The organism is Lentzea sp. HUAS TT2 (assembly GCF_051853195.1).
Taxonomy (GTDB): Bacteria; Actinomycetota; Actinomycetes; order Mycobacteriales; family Pseudonocardiaceae; genus Lentzea.
The window spans coordinates 2302552-2324505 of the sequence record NZ_CP196667.1 but is presented as its reverse complement, the minus strand read 5'-3'; the positions used below and the strand labels follow the sequence as shown (position 1 = coordinate 2324505).

Here is a 21954-nt window from a genome sequence, read left to right as displayed (position 1 = left end):
CCGTCGTCTGCGAAGCAGCGACCACGGGTAGAGTCACGGTTGGGTGAACGGCGCCTGACCAGCGACGGAACAACCGTCCATTGAGGTGTCGCGGGTGTCACGGTTCACGCTTCCGCACTAGGCCAAGACACCTCTGGGCTGCTTACCATTCGCCTTGTGACCACAACGGGTTATCTCGCTGTGTCGATCGGCCTCGCGCTCATCGGCGTGATCGCCGCTTTCCTCATCGGCCGGTTCACCGCTCCGAAGCACCCGAAGAAGCCGGAAGGCCTCACGGTCGCCGACCTGATCCAGCAGATCGTGCACGACTCCCACGACGGCATCGTGGTGCTGAACCACTTCGGTGACGTCGTGCTGCACAACCCCCGCGCCGAGGACCTCGGCATCGTCCGCAACAACCGCGTGGACGACCGGGCCCGCAAGGCCGCGGAGGGTGTCCGCAACAGCAACGAGGTCGTGTACGTCGACCTCTCGCCGCTGGACGGCTATCGGACCGGACGGCAGCCGGAGGCGGTGCACGCCGAGGTCAGGCTGCTCATCGAGGACTTCACGGTCGTGGACGCCACGGACGAGTCGGAGTCGGTGCGGCTGGAGAAGACCCGGCGCGACTTCGTGGCGAACGTCAGCCACGAGCTCAAGACCCCCGTCGGCGCGCTGGCGCTGCTCGCGGAGGCCGTGCTGGACGCGAGTGACGACCAGGACGAGGTCCGCCGGTTCAGCGCGAAGATCATGCAGGAGGCCACCCGCCTCGGCACGCTCGTCACCGAGCTGATCGCGCTCTCCCGCCTGCAGGGCGCGGAGAAGCTGCCGGAGCTGTCCGACACCGAGATCGACGTCGTGATCAACGAGGCGCTCTCGCGGTCCAAGCTCGCCGCCGAGTCGGTCAACATCTCGATCAACGTCGACGAACCGAGCGGGTTCGTCGTGCCCGGCGACCGGTCGTTGCTGGTCACGGCGCTGACGAACCTCCTGGACAACGCTGTCGCGTACTCGCCTCCCGGCAGTCCGGTCAGCGTGAGCCGCAGGCTGGTCGACGGACACGTCGAGATCGCGGTGACCGACCGCGGCATCGGCATCGCCGAGGACCAGCAGATCAGGGTCTTCGAGCGGTTCTACCGCGTCGACAAGGCCCGTTCGCGCGCCACCGGAGGCACCGGTCTCGGGCTCGCGATCGTCAAGCACGTCGCCGCCAACCACGGCGGCGAGGTGAAGCTCTGGAGCCTGCCAGGAACGGGATCCACCTTCACGCTGCGGCTTCCGGCCGCGGCGACCGAACCCAACCCGACCCTCGTCCCCACCGGCGCGGGTGACACTGGAGGAGAGCTGTGACCAGGGTGCTCATCGTGGAGGACGAGGAGTCCTTCGCCGATCCGCTCGCCTTCCTGCTGCGCAAGGAAGGGTTCACCGCGGCCCTCGCCGCCACCGGCCAGGAGGCGCTCGAGGAGTTCGACCGCAACGGTGCCGACATCGTGCTGCTCGACCTGATGCTGCCCGGCATGAGCGGCACGGACGTGTGCAAGCAGCTGCGTCAGCGCTCCGCCGTCCCCGTGATCATGGTGACGGCCCGCGACAGCGAGATCGACAAGGTCGTGGGGCTCGAGCTCGGCGCCGACGACTACGTCACCAAGCCGTACTCGGCGCGGGAGCTCATCGCCCGCATCCGCGCGGTGCTGCGCCGCGGCGGCGAGTCCGAGGACCTGCTCCCGCAGATCCTCGAGGCCGGTCCGGTGCGGATGGACGTGGAACGCCACGTCGTCACCGTCGCCGGCCAGGACATCAGCCTGCCGCTCAAGGAGTTCGACCTCCTGGAGTACCTGCTGCGCAACGTCGGCCGCGTCCTGACCAGGGGACAGCTGATCGACCGCGTGTGGGGAGCGGACTACGTGGGCGACACGAAGACGCTGGACGTGCACGTCAAGCGGCTCCGTTCGAAGATCGAACCCGACCCGTCGGCCCCGCGCCACCTGGTGACGGTCAGGGGTCTGGGTTACAAGTTCGAGTCCTGACGGACACGACCAGGTACCGTTTCCGGCGTGCGCCTGGGCGTTCTCGACGTGGGTTCCAACACCGTCCACCTACTGGTGGTGGACGCGCATCGTGGTGCCCACCCCATCCCGATGACGTCGGAGAAGACGATCCTCCGTCTTGCCGAGCAGCTGGATGACAAGGGACTGCTCCGCAAGGCGGGCGCTGACCAGCTGGTTCGTGCCGTGGCCGCCGCGAAGGCGTCGGCCAGGAAGTCCGGCTGCGACGACCTGATGGCGTTCGCGACCTCGGCGGTGCGCGAGGCGGGCAACTCGGGAGAGGTGCTCGACCGGGTGCGCACCGAGACCGGGGTCGACCTCAAGGTCCTGTCCGGCGAGGACGAGGCGAAGTACACGTTTCTCGCGGTCCGCCGCTGGTACGGCTGGTCCGCGGGCAAGTTGCTGAGCCTCGACATCGGTGGCGGCTCGCTGGAGCTCGCCATCGGCCGTGACGAGAACCCGGATCTGGCCTTCTCCGTGCCCCTCGGCGCGGGACGGCTCACCAGGACCCGGTTCAAGAAGGATCCGCCCCGGCGCTCGGAGGTCCGCGAGACCACCGACTGGCTCGCCGAGCAGCTCGCGCCCGTGGCGCGGAAGCTGAAACGCGCGGGTGAACCCGATCGAGTGGTTGCGACCTCGAAAACTTTCCGAACGCTGGCGCGGCTCACCGGGGCCGCGCCATCGTCTGCCGGGCCCAGGGCACGACGCGTGCTCACCGATGCGGGCCTGCGGCAGCTGATCGCGTTCATTTCCCGGATGTCGGCCCACGACCTCGCGGAGCTGGAAGGCGTGAGCACTTCACGCGCCCATCAGCTCGTCGCGGGGGCGTTGGTCGCGGAGGCCACAATGCGAGCCCTGTCACTCACCCAGCTGGAGATTTGCCCCTGGGCACTCCGGGAGGGTGTCATCCTCCGACGGCTGGACCACACTGACGGGACGGACCAGAGCGATACTGGACGGACTGGCCAGACCGGGGCACGGTGGAGTTGATGAGTCGAGAGAGCGGATCGGACCAGACGCAGCGCACAGTCGCTGAGCTGCTCGCCCAGTACGGGGGCAGCGCAGAGAGTGCGCCACGTCGGCGACGCCGCCGGGCTGACGACGAGGACGACGTCCAGCAGCCGGAGACCGCGCCCCAGACGATCATCGAGCGGGTGCTGTCCGACAGCGGCCGCCTGATGGCGATCCGCGACGACGACGTGCCGCAGCCGGGCCGTCGCGCCGCCCCCGAACCGCAGGCACCCCCGCCTGCCGCAGCCGAGCGCACGGCGTACCAGCCGAAGCCGCCGGTCGCGCCGCCGCAGAAGGCACCGCAGAAGGCGCCGCAGCCCTCGCAGCAGATGCCGGTGCCGCAGGCCCCGCCGCCACTGGTCCGCAGACCGTCCCCGCCGCAGCCGGCGCCCAAGCCCGCGCCGGTGCCGCCGCCTCCCGCGGCCGCCGAGCAGACCCGGCAGGTGCCGCAGGTCCGCGACCAGCCGTCGAACTCCGGCATGCCGCGCCCCGAGGTGCCCGGCCGCCTGGAGTCGAGGCTCGACCAGGCGGGCTCGCCGTCGCGCACGAACATCACCCGGCCGCCGAAACCGGTGCCGCCGTCGGTGCAGATGCCGGTCCCCGGCCCGCCGCGCGAGGCGATGACCGAGCAGCTCCCGCGCATCCCGGCGAAGGCGCCGGTGGACAAGATCGCCGCGCTCGAGACCGAGTCCGTGCTGATCGTGCCGCCCGCCCCGCCGAAGCTGCCGGAGCCGTTGCCGGGCAACGTGCCGGACGCCTGGTTCAGCGACGACGACGCGCAGGCCAAGACCGACCTGTCGATGGCGCCGATGGAGTCGACCGCGGCGCACCCCGGCCCGTACGTGGACGACGACTCGCAGGAGTACGCCGCCTACCGCGCCGAGGACGACTACCTCGCGGACGACGACGAGGACGGCGAGGACGACGACGAGGGTCCCGCCGGCCTCGACGACGCCGGTGAGGCGGACGAGGACCCGGAGGACGCCGAACCGCGCTCGGCCGGCAAGGAATGGCTGATCATGATCGGCCAGCTCGCCGTCGGCGTGCTGGGCGGTGCCGGCCTGTGGCTCGCGTTCAACTTCCTGTGGCGCTCGGTGCCCGCCGCCGCACTCGTGGTGGCCCTGGCGGTTACCGTGGGTCTGGTGTTGCTGGTGCGAAAGATCCGCAGGGCGGACGATCTGCAGACCACCGTCCTGGCCGTGCTCGTAGGCCTCATCGTGACCGTCTCACCAGCGGCGATGCTGCTGGTGAAGAGTTGACCGCCCGCATCCCGGTCGGGCTTTCCACGGCATCGGTCTACCCGCAGCCCGCCGGAGCGGCGTTCGAGATGGCGTCCGAGCTCGGCTACGACGGCGTCGAGCTGATGGTGTGGGCCGACCCGGTGTCGCAGGACATCCGCGCGGTCGACCGCCTGTCGGCCCGGTCGGGCATGCCGGTGCTGGCCGTGCACGCGCCCTGCCTGCTCATCTCGCAGCGCGTGTGGTCACCGGACCCGTCGGAACGCCTGCGCAGGGCCGTCCAGGCGGCTGCGGACCTGAGCGCGCCGACCGTGGTGCTGCACCCGCCGTTCCGGTGGCAGCGCAAGTACGCGGACGGGTTCGCGGAGCTGGTGTCGTCCCTGGAGGACGAGAGCGGGATCGCGATCGCCGTGGAGAACATGTTCCCGGTGCGCCGGCCGCTGGGCCGCGGTCGCACGGTGGAGATGAACGCGTTCAAGCCGTCCGTGGACCCGACCGACGTCGGGCACCGCAACTACACGCTCGACCTGTCGCACTCGGCCGCCGCGCACATGGACGCGCTGGAACTGGCCAAGCGGATGGGCGACGGGCTGCGGCACATCCACCTCGCGGACGGGTCCGGGGCGCCCAAGGACGAGCACATGGTGCCGGGGCGCGGTACCCAGCCGTGCGCGGAACTGTGCGAGATGCTCGCCAGGGGCGGGTTCGACGGCCAGGTCGTGCTGGAGGTCAACACGCGGCGGGCCGGGTCCGCCTCTGCGCGGCGGGAGATGCTCGCGGAGGCGTTGCTGTTCGCGCGGCTGCACCTCGACTGGTCGACAGAAGGTGGTCCTGGCAAGGGTCGTTCGGCACTGTCGCGGTGAGTCCGGGTTAGGGTTTCCGGTGTGAACCCGCTGCGAGCGTTGATCATGGCCGCGTCTCGCAACGAGACGGTCCGCCACCTCGTCGCCAACGCGCCCATCAGCCGTGATGTCGTCAAACGGTTCGTCGCCGGAGAGACCACGGCGGACGCCGTGGAGGTCGTGCGGGGCCTCGGGCTGCCGGTGACGCTGGACTACCTCGGCGAGGACACCACGGACAAGGCCCAGGCCGAGAAGACCGTTCAGGCGTACCTGGAACTGCTCGACGCGCTGCACGCGGCGGGGCTGTCCCGCAACGCAGAGGTGAGCGTCAAGCTGTCCGCAGTTGGACAGTCTCTCGACGAAGCCCTCGCCCTGACGAATGCCTCCCGGATCTGCGCCGCCGCCGAGCAGTGCGGCACCACGGTCACGCTCGACATGGAGGACCACACCACCACCGACTCGACGCTGCGGATCCTGCACGAGCTGCGCCGCAGCTGGCCGTGGGTGGGCGCGGTGCTGCAGTCGTACCTGCACAGGACGCTGGACGACTGCAAGGCGCTCGCAGGGCCCGGGAGCAGGGTCAGGCTGGTCAAGGGCGCCTACGCGGAGCCCGCCGAGGTTGCGATTCAGGATCCATCCGAGGTTGATCTGAACTACGTGCGGTGCCTGAACGTTCTCCTCGCCGGAGAGGGGTACCCGATGTTCGCGACGCACGACCCGCGCCTGATCGAGATCATTGGCGAACGAGCCCGCTGGTATGACAAAACTGATTTCGAGTACCAGATGCTCTACGGCATCCGGACCGAGGAGCAGAGGCGTCTCGGCACTCGTGTTTATGTCCCCTACGGCGAGCAGTGGTACGGATATCTCATGCGGCGACTTGCGGAACGGCCCGCCAACGTGACCTTTTTCCTGCGGTCGCTGGCCAGCCGCTCATGACCTTCTCGAAGTCCAGTGCGGTGCGGTCGCTCGGTGACGGAACCTTCACCGCTTCCCTGCCCGCCGAGTGGACCGTGGGCCCCAAGCCCCACGGCGGTTTCCTCCTCGCGGTGATGACCCGTGCCGCGGCACAGGTCGCGGACGGTGATCCGCTGGCCGTGGCCGCCCAGTTCCTGCGTGCGCCGGAGGTGGGGCCCGTGCTGGTCCGCACCGACGTGCGCAAGGCGGGGCGGACGGCGACGGTCATCGCGGTGTCGCTGGAGCAGCGCGGCCAGGTGTGCGTGGAGGCGTCGGTGACGACGGGGCGGATCCCCGAGCACCGCGCCGACTACGTGAACCTGCCGACGATGCCCGCCGCACCCCCGCCCGGCTCGGTGGAGATGGCGACGTTCCCGACCGGCGGGACCTACCGGGTGGGAGCGCTGTGCGACCTGCGGGTGGACCGCGAGTCGGCGACGTTCCTCGACCGGCGCACGGACGGGCCGCTGACGCTCAAGCTCTGGGCGCGGCCGACCGACGAGCAGCCGGACCCGTACTTCGCGTTGCTCGCGGGCGACCTGTCGATGCCGGTGACGTTCAACCTCGGCCGTTTCGGCTGGTCGCCGACCGTGCAGCTGACGGCGTTGCTGCGGGCCCGCCCGGCGCCCGGCTGGCTGCGCATCCACGTCACCTGCCAGGCGGTGCACGGCCAGTGGTTCGACGAGGACGCCACGGTGATCGACTCGGCGGGGCGCCTCGTGTGCCAGGCACGACAGCTGGCGCTGACCCCCGCTGTGTGAGACTTGACCGATGACGAAGATCGCGGTGCTCGGCGCGGGCAAGATCGGTGAGGCGCTGCTGTCCGGGCTGCTGCAGGGTGGCCGCGCGGCCACCGATCTGATGTTCACGGAGAAGCACGAGTCCCGTGCCCGCTCGCTCACCGAGCAGTACGGGTTCGAGGCCGTCACGATCGCGGGCGCGGCCGCCAAGGCCGACGTGCTGGTCGTGGCGGTCAAGCCGCAGGACATCGAACCGCTCCTCACCGAACTCGGCCCGGTGCTGCGTCCCGGCACGCTGATCGTGTCGCTGTGCGCGGGCCTGCCGACGGCCCTGTACGAGCGCAGGCTGCCCGAGGGCACCCCGGTCGTGCGGGTCATGCCGAACACGCCGATGGTCGTCGGTGAGGCCATGAGCGCCGTCTCAGGCGGCTCCAACGCCACGCCTGAGCACCTCGCGGTCGTCGAGGAGCTGCTGTCGACCGTGGGCAAGGTCGCGGTCGTGCCGGAGTCGCAGCAGGACGCGGTGACGGCGCTGTCGGGCTCCGGTCCCGCGTACTTCTTCTTCCTGGTCGAGGCGATGATCGACGCGGGCATCCTGCTCGGCATCCCGCGCGACCTGGCCTCGCAGCTCATCATCCAGTCCGCGGTGGGTGCCGCGACGATGCTGGCCGAGGGCTCGAACCACCCGGTCATCCTGCGTGAGGCCGTCACGTCGCCCGCCGGCACGACCATCATGGCCATCCGCGAGCTGGAGAAGCACGGCGTCCGCGCGGCTCTCATCGCGGCCATCGAGAGCGCCCGCGACCGTTCCGCCGAACTGGGCCGTCAGCACGAGGACTGACCTCACGCGGGGACCTTTCGTACCGTCATGCGGTACGAAAGGTCCCCGCGTGAGGTTGCCAAGTGAGGGGCGAACCCCACTTGGACGTCGCAGGAGTCACACCAGTCCCGCTACTCTCAGGGCAGCACGTGCGTGTCGAACCGTCGGTGGGGAAGACCGACGGCACGACACGTGTCGAAGGATGCGGTGATGTATGCCTGCGAAGGAGAACGAACGAACAGGTCTCGCTCAGGTCCAGTTCCTGACCGTGGCCGAGGTGGCGTCGATGATGCGGGTCTCCAAGATGACCGTGTACCGCCTGGTGCACTCCGGTGAGCTGCCCGCTGTGCGGGTCGGCAAGTCGTTCCGGGTGCCCGAGAAGGCGGTCCACGCCTACCTGGAGAACGCGTACTTCGACGCTGGCTGAAGGCTGGTGAACCTCGCCGGGTAGACTGGTAGGCCGATCGTGCTTACCGGCGCGCCGTGCTTGACACGGCCAAGGCTGGGGCGCGCCAGTCAAAGCAACGTCTAGAGCTAAGGAACCCGCATGGGCTCGGTCATCAAGAAGCGCCGCAAGCGCATGTCGAAGAAGAAGCACCGCAAGCTGCTGCGCAAGACCAGGGTCCAGCGCAGGAAGCGCGGCAAGTAAGCCCGCATGCGCTCTACCGCCGCCGGTCTCCTCACGGAGATCGGCGGCGGTTGCGTTTCCCGGGGTGCCCAGGTGGTACCCGCACGGGTGCTTGCAGGGGCACGGATATCACCCACTGAGACGAACCCGCGGAAACACGGGATCGGTCGCCTCCGTTCGGGTGATTAGCCGGTAAAGGCTGCGTGACCTGCGTCAAGACGGCGTTCCGGCCCCCTCCGGTTCTCGAATTGGTCTGTAGCATCGACCAATCGCAACGCTCACCGTGCTTGGAGTCGCATGACGCCCAAGGTCGTCCTCGTCACCGGAGTCAGCCGCTTCCTAGGCGGCCATCTCGCCGCGCGCTTCGCCGCGAACCCGGACATCGAGCGCGTGCTCGGTGTGGACACCGAGCCGCCGCCGCGCGATCTGCTGCGCCGCATGGGCAGGGCCGAGTTCGTGCGGGCGGACATCCGCAACCCGCTGATCAGCAAGGTCATCTCCACCGCGAACGTGGACACGGTCGTCCACGCCTCCGTCACCGCGAACCCGGCCGGGCCCACCGGTCGCACCGCGATGAAGGAGATGAACGTCATCGGCACCATGCAGCTGCTGGCCGCGTGCCAGAAGTCGCCCAAGGTGCAGAAGCTCGTCGTGAAGTCCACCAGCGCCGTCTACGGGTCCAGCAGCCGCGACCCGGCGGTGTTCACCGAGGACATGGGCCCCAAGGACCTGCCGTCGTCCGGCTACGCCAAGGACGCGGTCGAGGTCGAGGGCTACGTGCGCGGGTTCGGCCGCCGCAGGCCGGACGTGAACGTCACGACACTGCGTTTCACGAACTTCATCGGCCCGCGCATCGACACGGTCCTGACGCGCTACTTCGCCCTACCGGTCGTGCCCACCGTCCTGGGCTACGACGCACGTGTGCAGCTGCTGCACTCCGAGGACGCCCTGGCGGTCCTGGAACGCGCGACGCTGCACGACCTGCCCGGTGTGTACAACGTGGGCGGCGACGGCGTGCTGCTGCTGTCGCAGGCGATCAGGCGGGCGGGCAGGCTGAACCTGCCGGTGCCCAGTGCCGCCGTGCCCACGGTCGGAGGCTTCTTCCGGAGCGCCCGGCTCGTCGACTTCTCGCCAGACCAGATGAGGTTCCTCAACTGGGGGCGTGTGGTCGACACCACCCTGCTGCGCAAGGAGTTCGGGTTCACGCCGCGGTGGACCACCCAGCAGGCGTTCGACGACTACGTGAGCGGCCGAGGTCTGAAGCCGCTCATCGACCCGGAGACGGTCGAAGCCGCGGAGCGGGGAATCCTCGACGCGGCCGCTCGTTTCCGCTGATCTTTGCTTTGAGGAGATGAACGCAGTGGCAGGAGCACGCGTTATCCCGCTGCACAGCCCGGAACGCGACGCCGCGAGGAGATCGCGCCACGTCGAGGTGGTTCCCGAACCCGAGCAGCAGCAGTCCGAGACACCGGACTGGGAACGCAGGCTGGCCGACCTGCTGTCGTTCGCGCGCAGGCGGATCGCGGGCGACTACCAGATCGACGAGTTCGGGTTCGACCGCGACCTCACCGAGAACGTGCTGATGCCGCCGCTGAAGCCGTTGTACGAGAAGTGGTTCCGCGTCGAGACCATCGGCCTGAACAACATCCCGACGGCCGGCGGCGCGCTGATCGTGGCGAACCACTCCGGGGTGGTGCCGCTCGACGCCCTGATGACGTCCTACGGCATCGCGTCCGAGCACCCGGCACACCGCCACCTCCGCGGCCTGGGCGCAGACCTGGTGTTCCGCACCCCGCTGCTCGGCGCCCTCGCGCGCAAGGGCGGTCAGACGCTGGCGTGCAACCCGGACGCCGAGCGGCTGCTGTCGTCCGGTGAGCTCGTCGGTGTGTGGCCGGAGGGGTTCAAGGGTGTCGGCAAGCCGTTCAAGGACCGGTACAAGCTGCAGCGCTTCGGTCGTGGCGGGTTCGTGTCCGCGGCGTTGAAGACGGGCGTGCCGATCATCCCCTGCTCGATCGTCGGGGCCGAGGAGATCTACCCGATGATCGGGGACATCAAGGCGCTGGCCCGGTTGCTGGGTTTCCCGTACTTCCCGGTCACGCCGTTCTTCCCGCTGCTCGGGCCGCTGGGGGCCATTCCGCTGCCGTCCAAGTGGTACATCGAGTTCGGTGAGCCGATCCGGACGGATGTGTTCGGGGAGAACGCCGCGGACGACCCGATGCTCGTGTTCAACCTCACCGACCAGGTGCGGGAGACCATCCAGCAGACGCTGTACCGGCTGCTGACCCAGCGTCGGAACGTGTTCCTCGGCTGATCAGGTCCTGGGTCTCTTCGTAGGTGAAGGACTTTGCGGTGGGTTCGCCGTCGCGTACCGCTGTTGCGGTCGCGACGGTGTGGTGCAGGGCTGCTCTGAACAGCAGCGAGCCGGTGCTGATGCGCTTCACGCCGAGGTTTTTCAGCTCTTGTGGTGTGCGTTGCTGGGCCAGGACGTTCAGCGGGGCCAGGGTTGCGAGCTTCTCGATGTCTCTCGGCTCGGTCAGGCCCGCCACGAAGATCCCGTCCGCGCCGGCGTCCACGTAGCGGCGCGCCCGGTCCTCGGTCTCCTCCAGGGCGATGCCCTGCCAGTGGGTGTCGATTCGGGCGTTGAGGAAGACGCCCGGTGCGCGTTCTTTGACGGCTCTGATCAGTTCTGCCTGCTCTTGCGGGCTGGCCAGGCCGTGCGGGCGGCCGTCTTCCAGGTTCACGCCCGCTACGCCGAGATCCGCGACCAGTTCCGCTACCTCTGCGGGTGCCTTGCCGAAGCCCGACTCCAGGTCTGCGGTGACCGGGCACGGGAACGTGGCCAGGAGCTTGGCCAGGGCTGTCGCCTGGTCGCCGGCCTTGCCCATGCCGTCCGGGATGCCGTGGGCTGCCGCCACTCCCAGGCTTGTCGTGCCGATTGCCCGGAAACCTGCTGCGTGCAGGGCTGCGGCTGAGGCGTGGTCCCAGGCGTTCGGGAGGATCAGCGGGTCTTCCTGGTGGTGCATGGCCTTGAACGCCATGTTCTTGGCGATTCTCGTGGCCAGGGCGCGGCCTGGGCAGGCGTGGGGGCCGTGGCCGAACGGGTGGTCCGTGAGGCTCACCTCGATGGTGCCTACGGCCGTTGCTCGTCGTGTGATCGGGACTGCCGGGGTTGGATCACCTGTGCGCAGGCGGTCGGCCAGTGTGCGGGTGGCTGCCCAGGCCTGCACCAGGAGGCCGATCCTTGCCGCGGTCACCTCGTCGTGGCCGGGTGCCAGACGTTCTACCGCTGCGTCTGCCTCTGGGGTGATGGGCTCGTGGAGCTGGTAGCTGCCGGCGATTGTGGCTATGTCGTCCAGCGCGCCGGGGAGGGCCAGTCGGGTGGCCAGTTCTTCGAGGGTGGTGGCGGTGACGTTCTCGAGGAGCTGGGTGGTCAGGGCGCGTCTGCGGAGGTGTTCTTCGCCGTTGCTGAACCTGACCACCGATGACCTGAGCCATGCCACGCCCGCATCTCCTGGCTGGGGGTGTGGGACCGGGAGGTTCAGCAGCTCTTTGGTCATGTGCTCGACGGTAGGGCGTGGACCGTTCGGTGTCGGCCGAAGTGTTCTGGTCGCATGATGGCGGGGTGGAGGCACTTGCCCAGGTTGCTGGGCTGCTTGCGGATCGGACTCGCGCTGCCATGTGCGGGGCGCTGCTGGACGGGCGGGCTTGGACTGTCCGGGAGTTGGCTGTCCATGCCGGGGTGGCTGTGTCCACCGCCAGTGAGCATTCGACCCGGCTGGTCGAGGGTGGGGTGCTGGTCGAGCATCGGCAGGGGCGGCACCGGTACCTGGCGTTGGCCGGGCCGCATGTTGCCGAGTTGCTGGAGAGCTTGGTGGCCTTTGCCGGTCCCGGTTCGCGGCCGCGCGGGTTGAAGGCGGCTGCTGTTTCCGAGGCCATGGCTCGGGGGCGGACCTGTTACGACCACTTGGCTGGCCGGCTGGGGATTGCGTTGACGTCCGGGCTGGTGGGGCTGGGGGTGGTCACGGCTGAGCTCGTTGTCACCGAACCCGGGATGGTTTGGTTGAAGGAGCTCGGGTTCGAACCGTCTCAGCGTCAGGTCAGCCGGGGGTGTCTGGACTGGACTGAGCGGGTGCCCCATCTCGCTGGGGCGGCCGGGGCCCACTTGTGTTCTTCGTTCTTCGAGCGTGGGTGGGTTCGGAGGATCGGGTCTTCCCGGGCTGTCGTTCTGACGGCCGGTGGGGAAGCTGGGTGGCGTGGGCTCGGGATCGACGTGCCGGTCGCGAGTTCGTAGGTGGTCGCCTCGCGTGCGTCCTGTGGCGGCTGATTCCTTGCTCCGGCGTCGCGTCTGATCGGTGTGGCCGGCTATTTCACGCGACGCCGGTATGCCATCGTGGCTGCTACCGCGCCTGCCAGGGCTCCTGCTCCCAGCACTGACGGGACGCCGATCTTCGCTGCCTTTCGGCCGGTTCTGAAGTCTCGGATCTCCCAGCCCTTGCGGCGGGAGACTTCGCGCAGCTGTGAGTCCGGGTTCACGGCCACTGCCGTGCCCACCACCGAGAGCATCGGGACGTCGTTCGAGGAGTCCGAGTACGCGGTGCAGCGGCGCAGGTCCAGGCCCTCTTTCGCCGCCAGGGAGCGGACCGCCTGTGCTTTGGCCTTGCCGTGCAGCAGGTCGCCCACCAGGCGGCCCGTGTAGACGCCGTTCTCCGATTCGGAGACGGTGCCCAGGGCGCCGGTCAGGCCCAGGCGGCGGGCGATGATCTGGGCGAGTTCCACCGGGGTGGCGGTGACCAGCCAGACTCGCTGGCCTGCGTCCAGGTGCATCTGGGCCAGGGCTTGGGTGCCCTTCCAGATGCGGTCGGCCATCAGTTCGTCGTAGATCTCCTCGCCCAGGGAGACGAGTTCGGCGACGCTTCTGCCCGCCACGAAGGAGAGTGCCTGTTCGCGGCTCGCCTTGACGGATTCCGGGTCTTCCCGGCCGCCTACCCGGAACTTCAGCTGTTGCCAGACGAAGCCTGCCAGGTCGGACGAGGAGAAGTACTTGCGCGCGGCCAGGCCTCGGGCGAAGTGGAAGATCGACGCGCCCATCATCATCGTGTTGTCCACGTCGAAGAAGGCCGCTGCCGTCAGGTCCGGCGGGACCGTCAGGGAGGCGTCGAGTTCTGGCGCCATCGCAGCAGCCTGGATCGCCGCGTCTGCCGATGCCTCGCCGGCTAGTTCGGCCAGCCGGTCGCTCTCCAACTCACGCTTCCCTGCCATGTCGCAAGCGTAGCGATCAGGTTCGTCGGAAAGCGCCCGACTCAGCCGAAGCTGATGCCGGGGAGAAGCGGAAGCGAGATGCTGGGGAGCGGTAGCGGGAGCGGGATCGTGATTCCCGGCTTGCTCGTCGACGGGGTCGTGGGGGTGCCCGGCTTGGACGGCGTGGGGGCCGTCGAGCCCGGATTCGCCGACTGGGTGGGCTGGACCGAAACCGGGGCCGAGGCCGACGGGTTCGGCTGGCCCGACTGCGTCGGCTGTGCCGCGGAGGGCTTGCTCGACGTGGACGGGGACGGGTCGGTTGTCGCCGACGCGCACTCGTCCTTGGCCGGCAGCGGGCCGAGCGGGTCGGAGGAACCGCTGGTCACGGCGTCGCAGGTGGCTCGTGCCGCCAGGTCGTGGGCCCGTTGGGCGATGCTGGCCAGCAGCCACATCGTCGTGTCGGCGTGGGCGCCGGCGTCGCCTGGGAGGCGGGGGCGCAGGGTGCCGATCTTCACGTACTGGGCGAGGGCCCAGTCGCGGAGGACCGGTAGGGCGGTCTTGTCGGACGACGTCGCGTAGGTGGTCAGGCGGCGGGCGCCCTCCACCGCGTCGGTGTCCAGGTCGGTCAGGGCCGTGAGCTGGGCTGACGAGTCGGAGGAGCGGTCGGCCAGGGTTTCCATCTCGGTGACCCTGGACGTGGCGAACTCCAGGTGCTTGAAGGCCCGGTCCTCGTCGTCGAAGGTCAGGCCCAGCGAGGCGCTTTCGGTGGTGCGCTTGATGCCGTAGAGCGGGTCTCCCGGGAGCGCGTCACGGCTGAGCAGCACGCTCATGCCTGCGAGTGACATCAGCAAGCAGAGGACCGCGGCCGCTGCGACCGCTAATCGTGCGCGCGCTCCCACCCGTCTTACCGACGAGAGCACCAGTGGCTTCTCCGGTGGGGGCGCGGTGAGGACGCGCTGTCTCATCCGTTCGCGCGCCTCGGCGTCCGGGCCGACGTCCATCTGCCGGAGGAGTTCGACGATCGCGAGGTCATCAGCGAGGTCGTCGTTGCCTACCGGCTGTGGGCCGCCTTCAACGGCACGGGCGAATCGCTCGTGCTCCGTGTGCCGCCACCGCGGTGTTCTTCCCTTGCCGTCCATCTCAGCCCGAGTAACGAAGTTGATCTGCTTTGGGTTACGCCCTTGCGATCGCTATCACCGCAACCAGGACGGGAGGATCTGTGCGAGCCGCCTCACGGCTCGGTGTTGCAAAGCCTTCACGGCGCCCTCGTTGCGGTCCATGAGCTGCGCGACCTCGGACACCGACTTGCCTTCGATGAACCTCAGCACGATGCACTCGCGCTGGTCGTCACCCAACTGTGAGACGCACCGGAGCAGCTCCGCGTTGGTCGCCTCGGTCATGACCTCCTGCTCGGGGCCGCTCGTCTCCTCGCGGTTGTCCTGCAGTTCGGCGGTCGTGACCTCGAGCCGGTAGCGGCTCGACTTCACGTGGTCGAACACGATGTTGCGGGCGATCGTGACGAACCACGCGCCCACGTCGCGGCCCTGGTAGCTGACCGAACCGATGCTGCGCAGAGCCCGGAGGAACGTCTCGCTCGTCACGTCCTCGGCGAACGCGCGGTCGCCGCCCACCCGGAAGAGGACATAGCGAAAAACCATGTCGACGTACTTGTCGTACAGCACTCCGAACGCCCCGGTGTCACCCTCTTGGGCGGCCTTGACGAGCTGCCACGGCTCGTCGGCGGCGTTGTCGTGCTGACCCCCCGTCATGGTTCGGGTGGTCCTGATCGTGTTCGGTCGTGCCCGCGCGGTCATCGGCTCGCGGCACCTCCACAGAGTCGCCGTGGCGGCAGCATACGTGTTGTTACTCCGTAGTAGGTAGCGGACGGGGTTGCGAGTGAGAGACGAGCCAACCGTGACTTCATGACGCTCGTCACGCGTGGAAGACTGCTCGAAGCGTCCAGTTGTTCATGAGGAGGCCATGTTGACTTCCGCTCGCAATGTGTCAGATCTGGTCCGTGCTTCGGCACAGCGGGGACCCAGCCACGTCGCCTTGGTGGACGTAGCGAGCGGTAAGAGCCTCACGTGGGAAACCATCGACGGCGCGACCGATGCTTTCGCCCGCCGTTTGGCCGATTCCGGACTCGAACCGGGCGACCGAGTGGCGGTACGGCTGCCCACGAGCCCCGAGTTCGTGGTCGCCGTGTTCGGAATTCTGCGCGCGGGTGGTGTCGTGGTGCCCACCGGCCCCGGCAACCCGCCGCGTGAGCTCCAGCGGATCCTGGCCGACTCCGGCGCCGCGCTGCTCGTGGGCGACGGCGAGGGGTCGGACGCCCAGGTGCTCGACGTCCCGGACGTCACCGCCACCGCGGAGCCGTTCGAGGCCGTGCGCGGGGGCGAGGACCTGGCCGTTCTCGGCTACACCTCGGGCACGTCCGGCGTGCCGCGCGGCGCGATGCTGTCGCACCGGGCGTTGCTCGCGAACGTCTCGCAGTGCGCCTCGCTGCGCCCCGCCCCCGTCACGGCGGGCGACCGGGTGCTGCTCGCGCTGCCGTTGTTCCACGTCTACGGCCTCGGCCCCGGCCTGCTGCAGGTGGCGGGCGCCGGTGCCACGGCGGTCCTGATGGAGCGCTTCGACCCGGCCGCGGTGCTGGACGTCATCGAGGAGCACCGCGTCACCACGATGGTCGGCGTGCCGCCCATGTACCGGGCGCTGCTCGCCCACCCGGCCGAGGTGCTGCGCGAGAAGCTCGCCACCATCCGCCTGTTCACCTCCGGCGCCGCCCCGCTGCCCGCGGGTGTCATCGCCGAGATGCGCGGTGCCATCGGCATCCCGATCTACGAGGGCTACGGCCTGACCGAGACGGGCCCGGTGCTCACGTCGACGCTGGTCGGCGGCGTGCCGAAGCCGGGATCGGTGGGCCAGGCGCTGCCGGGCGTCGAGATCCGGCTGGTCGACACCGACGGCTCGGTGCTCGACATCGACGAGGACGAGCCGGGCACGGGCCTGGTGTCCGCGAAGGGCGACAACCTCTTCAGCGGCTACTGGCCCGACGGCGTGCACGGCCCGGACGGCTCGGGCTGGTTCCGCACGGGCGACGTGGGCTTCATCGACGCCGACGGCGATCTGCACCTGGTCGACAGGGCAGGCGACCTGATCATCGTCAACGGCTTCAACGTCTACCCGCACGAGGTCGAGCAGGTCATCGGCGAGATGGCCGGCGTCCTGGAGGCCGCGGCCGTCGGCGTGCCGGACGAGAAGACCGGCGAGTCGGTGAAGGTCGTCGTGGTGCTGCGCGAGGGTGCCGAGGCGTCGACCGAGGACGTCGTCGCGCACTGCGCCGCCCGCCTGGCCAAGTTCAAGGTGCCGACGGTGGTGGAGTTCGCCACCGCCCTGCCGCACTCGCCGACGGGCAAGCTGGCGCGCGCCGTCCTGCGCAGGCCTTTGGGAGCATGACGGGCATGACCCACCACGTGACGTTGATGAGCCGGGTGTCGTGCCACTCCTGCGAGGAGGCCGCCGTCGAGATCGAGCGGATCTGCGCGGAGCTGGGCGCCACCTGGTCCGTCGAGGACGTCGACTCCGATCCCGAGCTGCGCGCCGAGTACGGGGACCGGGTGCCGGTGTTCCTGGTCGACGGGGCCGAGCACGGGTACTGGAAGGTGGAGGAGGACCGCCTGCGGGCGGCTCTCGCGTAGAAGTTGATTACCGAGGGCTTACGACCTGAGCGAACCAGGGCCCCGCGGGTGTCGAATGAGAGACATGAAGCCCGCCAAGGCCGCCCTCACCGGACTGCTCGCGCTCGTCGCCGCCCTCGCGGCCGGGCACCTGGTGGCCGCCTTCGTGGGCCTGAGCGCGTCGCCGTACCTCGCGGTCGGCAACGCGGCGATCGACCTCACGCCGTCCTGGCTCAAGGACTTCGCGGTCACGACGTTCGGCACCGCTGACAAGCTCGTCCTGCTCATCGGCATGGGCCTCGTGCTGGCGGGCATCGGCGTGGGTGCCGGGCTAGCCAGCAGGAACTCTCCCGCGCCGGGGACGCTGGTGACCGTGCTGCTCGGGTTCGTGGGCGTCGCGGCGGTCGTGACCAGGCCGGACGTCGGCCAGCTCGCCGTTCTCGCCCCCGTGGCCAGCACCGCCGCGGGCGTCTACGTGTTCCGCTACCTGCACAGGGAGGCCGAGGAGAGCGAGAGCCGGCGCGGCTTCCTGATCACCGCGGGGCTGGCGGTCTTCGCCGGGGTCGCGGGGCAGCTGTTCGGCAACCGGACCGACGTCGAGGGCTCGCGCAACGCCGTGGGCGACCTGACGCCGAAGGTCAAGGCGCCGGAGATCCCGTTCAACGCCGACTTCGTCAAAGACGGCACCCCTAGCTTCATCACCAGCAGCAAGGAGTTCTACCGGATCGACACCGCGCTGAGCGTGCCGCGGATCCGGGCGGAGGAGTGGGCGCTGCGGGTGCACGGCATGGTCGAGCGGCCGATGGTGCTGACGTTCGAGGAGATCCGCCAGCGGGACCTGGTCGAGGAGACCGTCACGCTGACCTGCGTCTCCAACGAGGTGGGCGGGCCGTACATCTCCACGGCCAACTTCGTCGGCATCAAGATCGGCGACGTGCTGCGGGAGGCCGGTGTGAAGGCCGGCGCGGACCAGCTGTTCAGCACCAGCGACGACGGGTTCACCGCGGGCAGCCCGCTCGACTACGTGCTGGAGAACGGGCTGATCGCGATCGGCATGAACGGCGAACCACTGCCCGCCGAGCACGGGTTCCCCGCGCGGCTCGTCGTCCCCGGCCTCTACGGCTACGTCTCCGCGACCAAGTGGGTCACCGACCTCAACGTCACCACGTTCGCGAAGGAACAGGGCTACTGGATCCCGCGCGGGTGGGCCACGAGGGCGCCGATCAAGGTGTCGTCGCGCATCGACCGGCCCCAGCGGATGGGCAAGGTGCAGGGCAAGGCGGTCATCGCGGGAACGGCGTGGGCGCAGCCCAAGGGCGTGGCCAAGGTCGAGGTCAGGGCGGACGGCGGGCCCTGGCAGGAGGCCGAGCTCGCGGCCGACGTCAGCGACAGCACGTGGCGGATGTGGAAGATCGAGATGGACCTGAAGCAGGGCAGTCACACGGTCGAGTGCCGGGCCACCGACAAGTCCGGGTTCACCCAGGACCAGGCACGCCTCGACCCCGTTCCCGACGGTGCGACGGGATGGCACTCGGTCACCTTCTCGGTCGAGTAGCGGCTCACCCGTAGTGATCATGAACAGAGGAAGCGCTGGTCACGCCCTGTCACCAGTGCTGTGACACCTGATCACCGACTTTGTGCATGCGTTCACAAGCGGTACGGTGTGAGCATCACCAACGCCGCGGGGTCACTGCGGTGAACCACACCCGGAGGTCGGAGAGCGTGGCATCACAGCGGGGCGAAGGTGAGACGACCACCACCCCTGTGGAGCCTGCCGACAGGGAGCGCGCTCGTGCGATCCCCGAGGCGGCCGTGGCCCGGCTCGCCGTGTACCTGCGCGTGCTGTCCGGCATGGCCGACCAGGGTGTGAACGCGGTCTCGAGCGAGGAACTGAGCCAGGCCGCCGGCGTCAACGCGGCGAAGCTCCGCAAGGACCTGAGCTACATCGGCAGCTACGGCACGAGGGGCGTCGGCTACGACGTCGAGGTCCTCGTGAGCCACATCGAGCGCATCCTCGGCCTCACCCGGAACCACTCCGTGGCCGTCGTCGGCATCGGTAACCTTGGTCACGCTCTCGCGAACTACGGCGGGTTCCCCGGCCGTGGATTCCCGGTCACCGCCCTCTTCGACGTGGACGACGATCTCGTCGGAATCCCTGTTGGGGGCATTCCGGTCAACCACATCGACGAGATCACGTCGGTCTGCATGGAGCGCGAGGTGTCGATCGGTGTCATCGCGACGCCGCCGCCTGCGGCTCAGTCGGTTTGCGACCGTTTGGTATCTGCGGGCGTCCAGTGCATTCTGAACTTCGCACCAGTTGTTCTTCAGGTTCCAGACAACGTCGAGGTGCGCAAGGTTGACTTGGCGGTCGAGATGCAGATCCTTTCGTTCCACGTCGCTCGACGTGCGGACGAGGCTGCCAATGTCTCGGTCGGCAACAACGGACTCGGTGTGGACGGGATGGTGATTCGCCCGTGAGCGTGAGCCAGACGGCTCCGGCAGACGTGGTGACTGCATGAGCGTGCTCGTAGTCGGTCTGTCGCACCGCACCGCCCCAGTTCCGGTCCTGGAACGCGTCACGGTGGCCGAGCCGAACCTGCCCAAGGTCCTCGGCCAGCTGCTCGCCGCGCCCAGCGTCTCCGAGGCGATGGTGGTCTCGACCTGCAACAGGGTCGAGGTCTACGCCGTCGTCGAGTCGTTCCACGGCGGCATGTCCGAGGTCGTCGACGTCCTCGCGCAGCACGCCCAGATCGAGCCCCACTCGCTGTACGAGCACTTTTACGTGCATTACGCCGCCGCTGCCGTCGAGCACCTGTTCTCCGTCGCGGCCGGCCTCGACTCGATGGTCGTCGGCGAGTCCCAGATCCTCGGCCAGCTGCGCGGTGCGTACGCGGCGGCGGACGAGGCGGGCACCGTCGGCAGGACCGTCCACGAGCTCACCCAGAACGCGCTGCGCGTCGGCAAGCGCGTGCACAGCGAGACGGGCATCGACCACGCCGGTGCGTCGGTCGTGTCCGAGGCCCTCGGCGACGCGGAGGCCCACCTGGGCACCCTCGTCGGCAAGCGCGCGTTGCTCGTCGGCGCCGGTGCGATGGGGGGACTGGCGTCCGCCCACCTGCGCCGAGCGGGCATCGGCGAGGTCGTCATCGCGAACCGCACGCAGGCCAACGGTGTGCGTCTCGCCACGTCGCTGAAGGCCGAGGGCGTCCCCGCGACGGCCGTCGACCTGACCGCGCTGGCCTCCGAGATCGACCTCGCGGACATCGTCTTCGCGTGCACCGGGTCGGTCGACACGGTGGTCCGCGCGGACATGATCAGCGAGCGCTCGCGGCCCCTGGTCGTGTGCGACCTGGGCCTGCCCAAGGACGTCGACCCGGCCGCCGCCGAGCTGTCGAACGTTCGTGTGGTGGACCTGGAAACGTTGCAGCGCCGTCTTTCCGACGCGCCCGCAGGCCAGGACGCCCGCCTCGCGGCCACGCTGGTCGCCGGCGAGGTGAAGGCCTACCTCGCGAGCCAGCGGTCCGCCGAGGTCACGCCGACCGTCACGGCCCTGCGCAAGCGGGCGGCCGAGGTGGTCGACGCCGAACTGCTCCGTCTTGATTCGCGACTTCCCGAACTGGACTCCGCGACACGCGGTGAATTGGCCAAGACGGTGCGCCGCGTTGTAGACAAGCTCCTGCACACGCCGACCGTCAGGGTGAAGGAGCTCGCCTCCGCCCCTGGTGGTACCGGCTACGCGGAGGCTCTCCGCGAACTGTTCGGGCTCGACCCCCAGACGCCTGGGGTTGTCAGTCAGACCAAGCAAGCTCCTGTGGATGGTGAAACGCGGTGACCCGCACCCTACGGATCGGTACCCGAGGCAGCGCACTGGCGCTCGCGCAGACGGGGACCGTGGCCGAGGCGCTGAAGGCTGCCGGAGCACAGGTCGAGATCGTCGTCATCAAGACGCCGGGCGACCTCTCCGACGCTCCGATCGCCCAGATCGGCATCGGCGTCTTCACGTCGGCCCTTCGCGACGCCCTCGCGAACGGTGAGATCGACGTCGCCGTCCACTCCTACAAGGACCTCCCGACCGCGCCGGACCCCCGTCTGACGCTCGCGGCAGTGCCCCAGCGCGAGGACCCGCGCGACGCCCTGGTGGCGCGCGACGGCCTCACGCTCGGCGAGCTGCCGGTCGGCTCCACAGTGGGCACCGGATCGCCGCGGCGCGCAGCCCAGCTGGAGGCCCTCGGCCTCGGGCTGGACATCGTTCCGTTGCGCGGCAACGTGGACACGCGGATCGGGAAGGTCAGGGGCGGCGAGCTCGACGCGGTGGTGCTGGCTCGCGCCGGCATCGCGCGGCTCGGCCGCACGAGCGAGATCACCGAGAACCTGGAGCCCATCCAGATGCTTCCCGCACCCGCGCAGGGTGCGTTGGCAGTCGAGTGCCGGGTCGACGACGTCGACGCCGAGCACCTGATCCAGTCCACTTTGGACGATTCGGCCAGCCGGGCCGCTGTGACCGCCGAGCGCGCCATGCTGGCCGCGCTCGAAGCGGGCTGCAGCGCGCCGGTCGGCGCGCTGGCCGATGTGGTGGAAGACCTCGATGACGAGGGGCGGGTCGTGTACCGACTCTCCCTGCGCGGGGTCGCAGCGACGCCGGAGAACGATCTCCTCCGTGCGTCCGCCACCGGTGACTTGACCGAAGCTGAGGGACTCGGCCGGGCGCTGGCCGCCGAGTTGCTCGACCTCGGGGCCGCGGTTCTCAGCGGTCCAGAGGCGTAATCGATGGGGAGTGCC

General features: G+C 69.3%; 22 protein-coding genes. 18 read left to right on the top strand and 4 right to left on the bottom strand.

What is annotated here, in order from left to right:
• Window positions 1-156 precede the first annotated feature (156 nt).
• From ACSHWB_RS11505 to ACSHWB_RS11450, 12 genes are all read left to right on the top strand, one after another.
• The gene (locus ACSHWB_RS11505; RefSeq protein ID WP_439662029.1) at window positions 157-1329 is read left to right on the top strand and encodes a sensor histidine kinase; all 1173 of its coding nucleotides are present in this window, start codon (window positions 157-159) and stop codon (window positions 1327-1329) included.
• Window positions 1326-2006, top strand: coding sequence for a response regulator transcription factor (locus ACSHWB_RS11500; protein WP_030477953.1), 681 nt, complete (start codon window positions 1326-1328; stop codon window positions 2004-2006). The genes ACSHWB_RS11505 and ACSHWB_RS11500 overlap by 4 nt, the downstream gene beginning before the upstream one ends.
• A gap of 27 nt (window positions 2007-2033) precedes the next feature.
• Entirely contained in the window at window positions 2034-3014 is a 981-nt protein-coding gene (locus tag ACSHWB_RS11495; RefSeq protein ID WP_439662028.1) for a Ppx/GppA phosphatase family protein, read from the top strand.
• On the top strand, window positions 3014-4294 hold the full coding sequence (locus ACSHWB_RS11490) for a hypothetical protein (protein ID WP_439662027.1): 1281 nt from the start codon (window positions 3014-3016) through the stop codon (window positions 4292-4294). The genes ACSHWB_RS11495 and ACSHWB_RS11490 overlap by 1 nt, the downstream gene beginning before the upstream one ends.
• Window positions 4291-5136, top strand: a complete 846-nt coding sequence (locus ACSHWB_RS11485) for a sugar phosphate isomerase/epimerase family protein (protein WP_439662026.1) — start codon at window positions 4291-4293, stop codon at window positions 5134-5136. The genes ACSHWB_RS11490 and ACSHWB_RS11485 overlap by 4 nt, the downstream gene beginning before the upstream one ends.
• 21 nt (window positions 5137-5157) lie before the next feature.
• Window positions 5158-6054 carry a proline dehydrogenase family protein gene (locus ACSHWB_RS11480; protein ID WP_439662025.1) on the top strand — a complete coding sequence of 299 codons (897 nt, stop codon included), beginning with the start codon at window positions 5158-5160 and terminating at the stop codon, window positions 6052-6054.
• Window positions 6051-6833 (top strand): thioesterase family protein, encoded by a 783-nt coding sequence (locus ACSHWB_RS11475; RefSeq protein ID WP_439662024.1) that lies wholly within the window; start codon window positions 6051-6053, stop codon window positions 6831-6833. Before ACSHWB_RS11480 ends, ACSHWB_RS11475 begins: the two co-directional genes overlap by 4 nt.
• Before the next feature lie 10 nt (window positions 6834-6843).
• Window positions 6844-7653 carry a pyrroline-5-carboxylate reductase gene (gene proC / locus ACSHWB_RS11470; RefSeq protein ID WP_439662023.1) on the top strand — a complete coding sequence of 270 codons (810 nt, stop codon included), beginning with the start codon at window positions 6844-6846 and terminating at the stop codon, window positions 7651-7653.
• Between the two features lie 193 nt (window positions 7654-7846).
• On the top strand, window positions 7847-8059 hold the full coding sequence (locus tag ACSHWB_RS11465; RefSeq protein WP_030477960.1) for a helix-turn-helix domain-containing protein: 213 nt from the start codon (window positions 7847-7849) through the stop codon (window positions 8057-8059).
• 120 nt (window positions 8060-8179) lie between these two features.
• Window positions 8180-8281: a 30S ribosomal protein bS22 gene (locus ACSHWB_RS11460; RefSeq protein WP_015105422.1), complete on the top strand. Its 102-nt coding sequence runs from the start codon at window positions 8180-8182 to the stop codon at window positions 8279-8281.
• Between the two features lie 276 nt (window positions 8282-8557).
• Entirely contained in the window at window positions 8558-9595 is a 1038-nt protein-coding gene (locus ACSHWB_RS11455) for an NAD-dependent epimerase/dehydratase family protein (protein WP_439662022.1), read from the top strand.
• A gap of 16 nt (window positions 9596-9611) precedes the next feature.
• Entirely contained in the window at window positions 9612-10571 is a 960-nt protein-coding gene (locus ACSHWB_RS11450) for a lysophospholipid acyltransferase family protein (protein WP_439662021.1), read from the top strand.
• Here ACSHWB_RS11450 and ACSHWB_RS11445 read toward each other — a convergent pair.
• The 4 genes from ACSHWB_RS11445 to ACSHWB_RS11430 all read right to left on the bottom strand — a co-directional run bounded on the left by ACSHWB_RS11445 (window position 10492) and on the right by ACSHWB_RS11430 (window position 15312).
• The gene (locus ACSHWB_RS11445; protein WP_439662020.1) at window positions 10492-11817 is read right to left on the bottom strand and encodes an isocitrate lyase/phosphoenolpyruvate mutase family protein; all 1326 of its coding nucleotides are present in this window, start codon (window positions 11815-11817) and stop codon (window positions 10492-10494) included. The genes ACSHWB_RS11450 and ACSHWB_RS11445 overlap by 80 nt on opposite strands.
• Window positions 11818-12622: 805 nt before the next feature.
• Window positions 12623-13519, bottom strand: a complete 897-nt coding sequence (locus ACSHWB_RS11440; protein ID WP_439662019.1) for an HAD family hydrolase — start codon at window positions 13517-13519, stop codon at window positions 12623-12625.
• 41 nt (window positions 13520-13560) lie between these two features.
• Window positions 13561-14637 carry a DUF5667 domain-containing protein gene (locus ACSHWB_RS11435; protein ID WP_439662018.1) on the bottom strand — a complete coding sequence of 359 codons (1077 nt, stop codon included), beginning with the start codon at window positions 14635-14637 and terminating at the stop codon, window positions 13561-13563.
• Between the two features lie 54 nt (window positions 14638-14691).
• Window positions 14692-15312, bottom strand: coding sequence for a sigma-70 family RNA polymerase sigma factor (locus tag ACSHWB_RS11430; protein ID WP_090094590.1), 621 nt, complete (start codon window positions 15310-15312; stop codon window positions 14692-14694).
• Window positions 15313-15478: 166 nt separating this feature from the next.
• Here ACSHWB_RS11430 and ACSHWB_RS11425 point away from each other — a divergent pair, with 166 nt between their 5' ends.
• From ACSHWB_RS11425 to hemC, 6 genes are all read left to right on the top strand, one after another.
• Window positions 15479-16954 (top strand): AMP-binding protein, encoded by a 1476-nt coding sequence (locus ACSHWB_RS11425; protein WP_439662017.1) that lies wholly within the window; start codon window positions 15479-15481, stop codon window positions 16952-16954.
• Window positions 16955-16959: 5 nt separating this feature from the next.
• Complete coding sequence (locus ACSHWB_RS11420; RefSeq protein WP_394615166.1) at window positions 16960-17196, top strand: glutaredoxin family protein; 237 nt, start codon at window positions 16960-16962, stop codon at window positions 17194-17196.
• A 64-nt stretch (window positions 17197-17260) separates the two neighbouring features.
• Window positions 17261-18730: a molybdopterin-dependent oxidoreductase gene (locus tag ACSHWB_RS11415; protein ID WP_439662016.1), complete on the top strand. Its 1470-nt coding sequence runs from the start codon at window positions 17261-17263 to the stop codon at window positions 18728-18730.
• Window positions 18731-18897: 167 nt separating this feature from the next.
• Window positions 18898-19653 (top strand): redox-sensing transcriptional repressor Rex, encoded by a 756-nt coding sequence (locus ACSHWB_RS11410; protein WP_439664571.1) that lies wholly within the window; start codon window positions 18898-18900, stop codon window positions 19651-19653.
• Between the two features lie 37 nt (window positions 19654-19690).
• Window positions 19691-21007 carry a glutamyl-tRNA reductase gene (locus tag ACSHWB_RS11405; protein WP_439662015.1) on the top strand — a complete coding sequence of 439 codons (1317 nt, stop codon included), beginning with the start codon at window positions 19691-19693 and terminating at the stop codon, window positions 21005-21007.
• Window positions 21004-21939, top strand: coding sequence for a hydroxymethylbilane synthase (hemC, locus tag ACSHWB_RS11400; protein ID WP_439662014.1), 936 nt, complete (start codon window positions 21004-21006; stop codon window positions 21937-21939). Before ACSHWB_RS11405 ends, hemC begins: the two co-directional genes overlap by 4 nt.
• The last annotated feature ends 15 nt before the right edge of the window (window positions 21940-21954 follow it).

What these genes read in the sequence shown, in the direction of transcription:
- ACSHWB_RS11490 (WP_439662027.1), top strand. Translation starts at nt 3,014, where the DNA reads ATGAGTCGAGAGAGCGGATCGGACCAGACGCAGCGCACAGTCGCTGAG.
- ACSHWB_RS11475 (WP_439662024.1), top strand. Translation starts at nt 6,051, where the DNA reads ATGACCTTCTCGAAGTCCAGTGCGGTGCGGTCGCTCGGTGACGGAACC.
- proC (WP_439662023.1), top strand. Translation starts at nt 6,844, where the DNA reads ATGACGAAGATCGCGGTGCTCGGCGCGGGCAAGATCGGTGAGGCGCTG.
- ACSHWB_RS11465 (WP_030477960.1), top strand. Translation starts at nt 7,847, where the DNA reads ATGCCTGCGAAGGAGAACGAACGAACAGGTCTCGCTCAGGTCCAGTTC.
- ACSHWB_RS11460 (WP_015105422.1), top strand. Translation starts at nt 8,180, where the DNA reads ATGGGCTCGGTCATCAAGAAGCGCCGCAAGCGCATGTCGAAGAAGAAG.
- ACSHWB_RS11455 (WP_439662022.1), top strand. Translation starts at nt 8,558, where the DNA reads ATGACGCCCAAGGTCGTCCTCGTCACCGGAGTCAGCCGCTTCCTAGGC.
- ACSHWB_RS11450 (WP_439662021.1), top strand. Translation starts at nt 9,612, where the DNA reads ATGAACGCAGTGGCAGGAGCACGCGTTATCCCGCTGCACAGCCCGGAA.
- ACSHWB_RS11445 (WP_439662020.1), bottom strand. Translation starts at nt 11,817, where the DNA reads ATGACCAAAGAGCTGCTGAACCTCCCGGTCCCACACCCCCAGCCAGGA.
- ACSHWB_RS11440 (WP_439662019.1), bottom strand. Translation starts at nt 13,519, where the DNA reads ATGGCAGGGAAGCGTGAGTTGGAGAGCGACCGGCTGGCCGAACTAGCC.
- ACSHWB_RS11435 (WP_439662018.1), bottom strand. Translation starts at nt 14,637, where the DNA reads ATGGACGGCAAGGGAAGAACACCGCGGTGGCGGCACACGGAGCACGAG.
- ACSHWB_RS11430 (WP_090094590.1), bottom strand. Translation starts at nt 15,312, where the DNA reads ATGACCGCGCGGGCACGACCGAACACGATCAGGACCACCCGAACCATG.
- ACSHWB_RS11425 (WP_439662017.1), top strand. Translation starts at nt 15,479, where the DNA reads ATGTTGACTTCCGCTCGCAATGTGTCAGATCTGGTCCGTGCTTCGGCA.
- ACSHWB_RS11420 (WP_394615166.1), top strand. Translation starts at nt 16,960, where the DNA reads ATGACCCACCACGTGACGTTGATGAGCCGGGTGTCGTGCCACTCCTGC.
- ACSHWB_RS11415 (WP_439662016.1), top strand. Translation starts at nt 17,261, where the DNA reads ATGAAGCCCGCCAAGGCCGCCCTCACCGGACTGCTCGCGCTCGTCGCC.
- ACSHWB_RS11405 (WP_439662015.1), top strand. Translation starts at nt 19,691, where the DNA reads ATGAGCGTGCTCGTAGTCGGTCTGTCGCACCGCACCGCCCCAGTTCCG.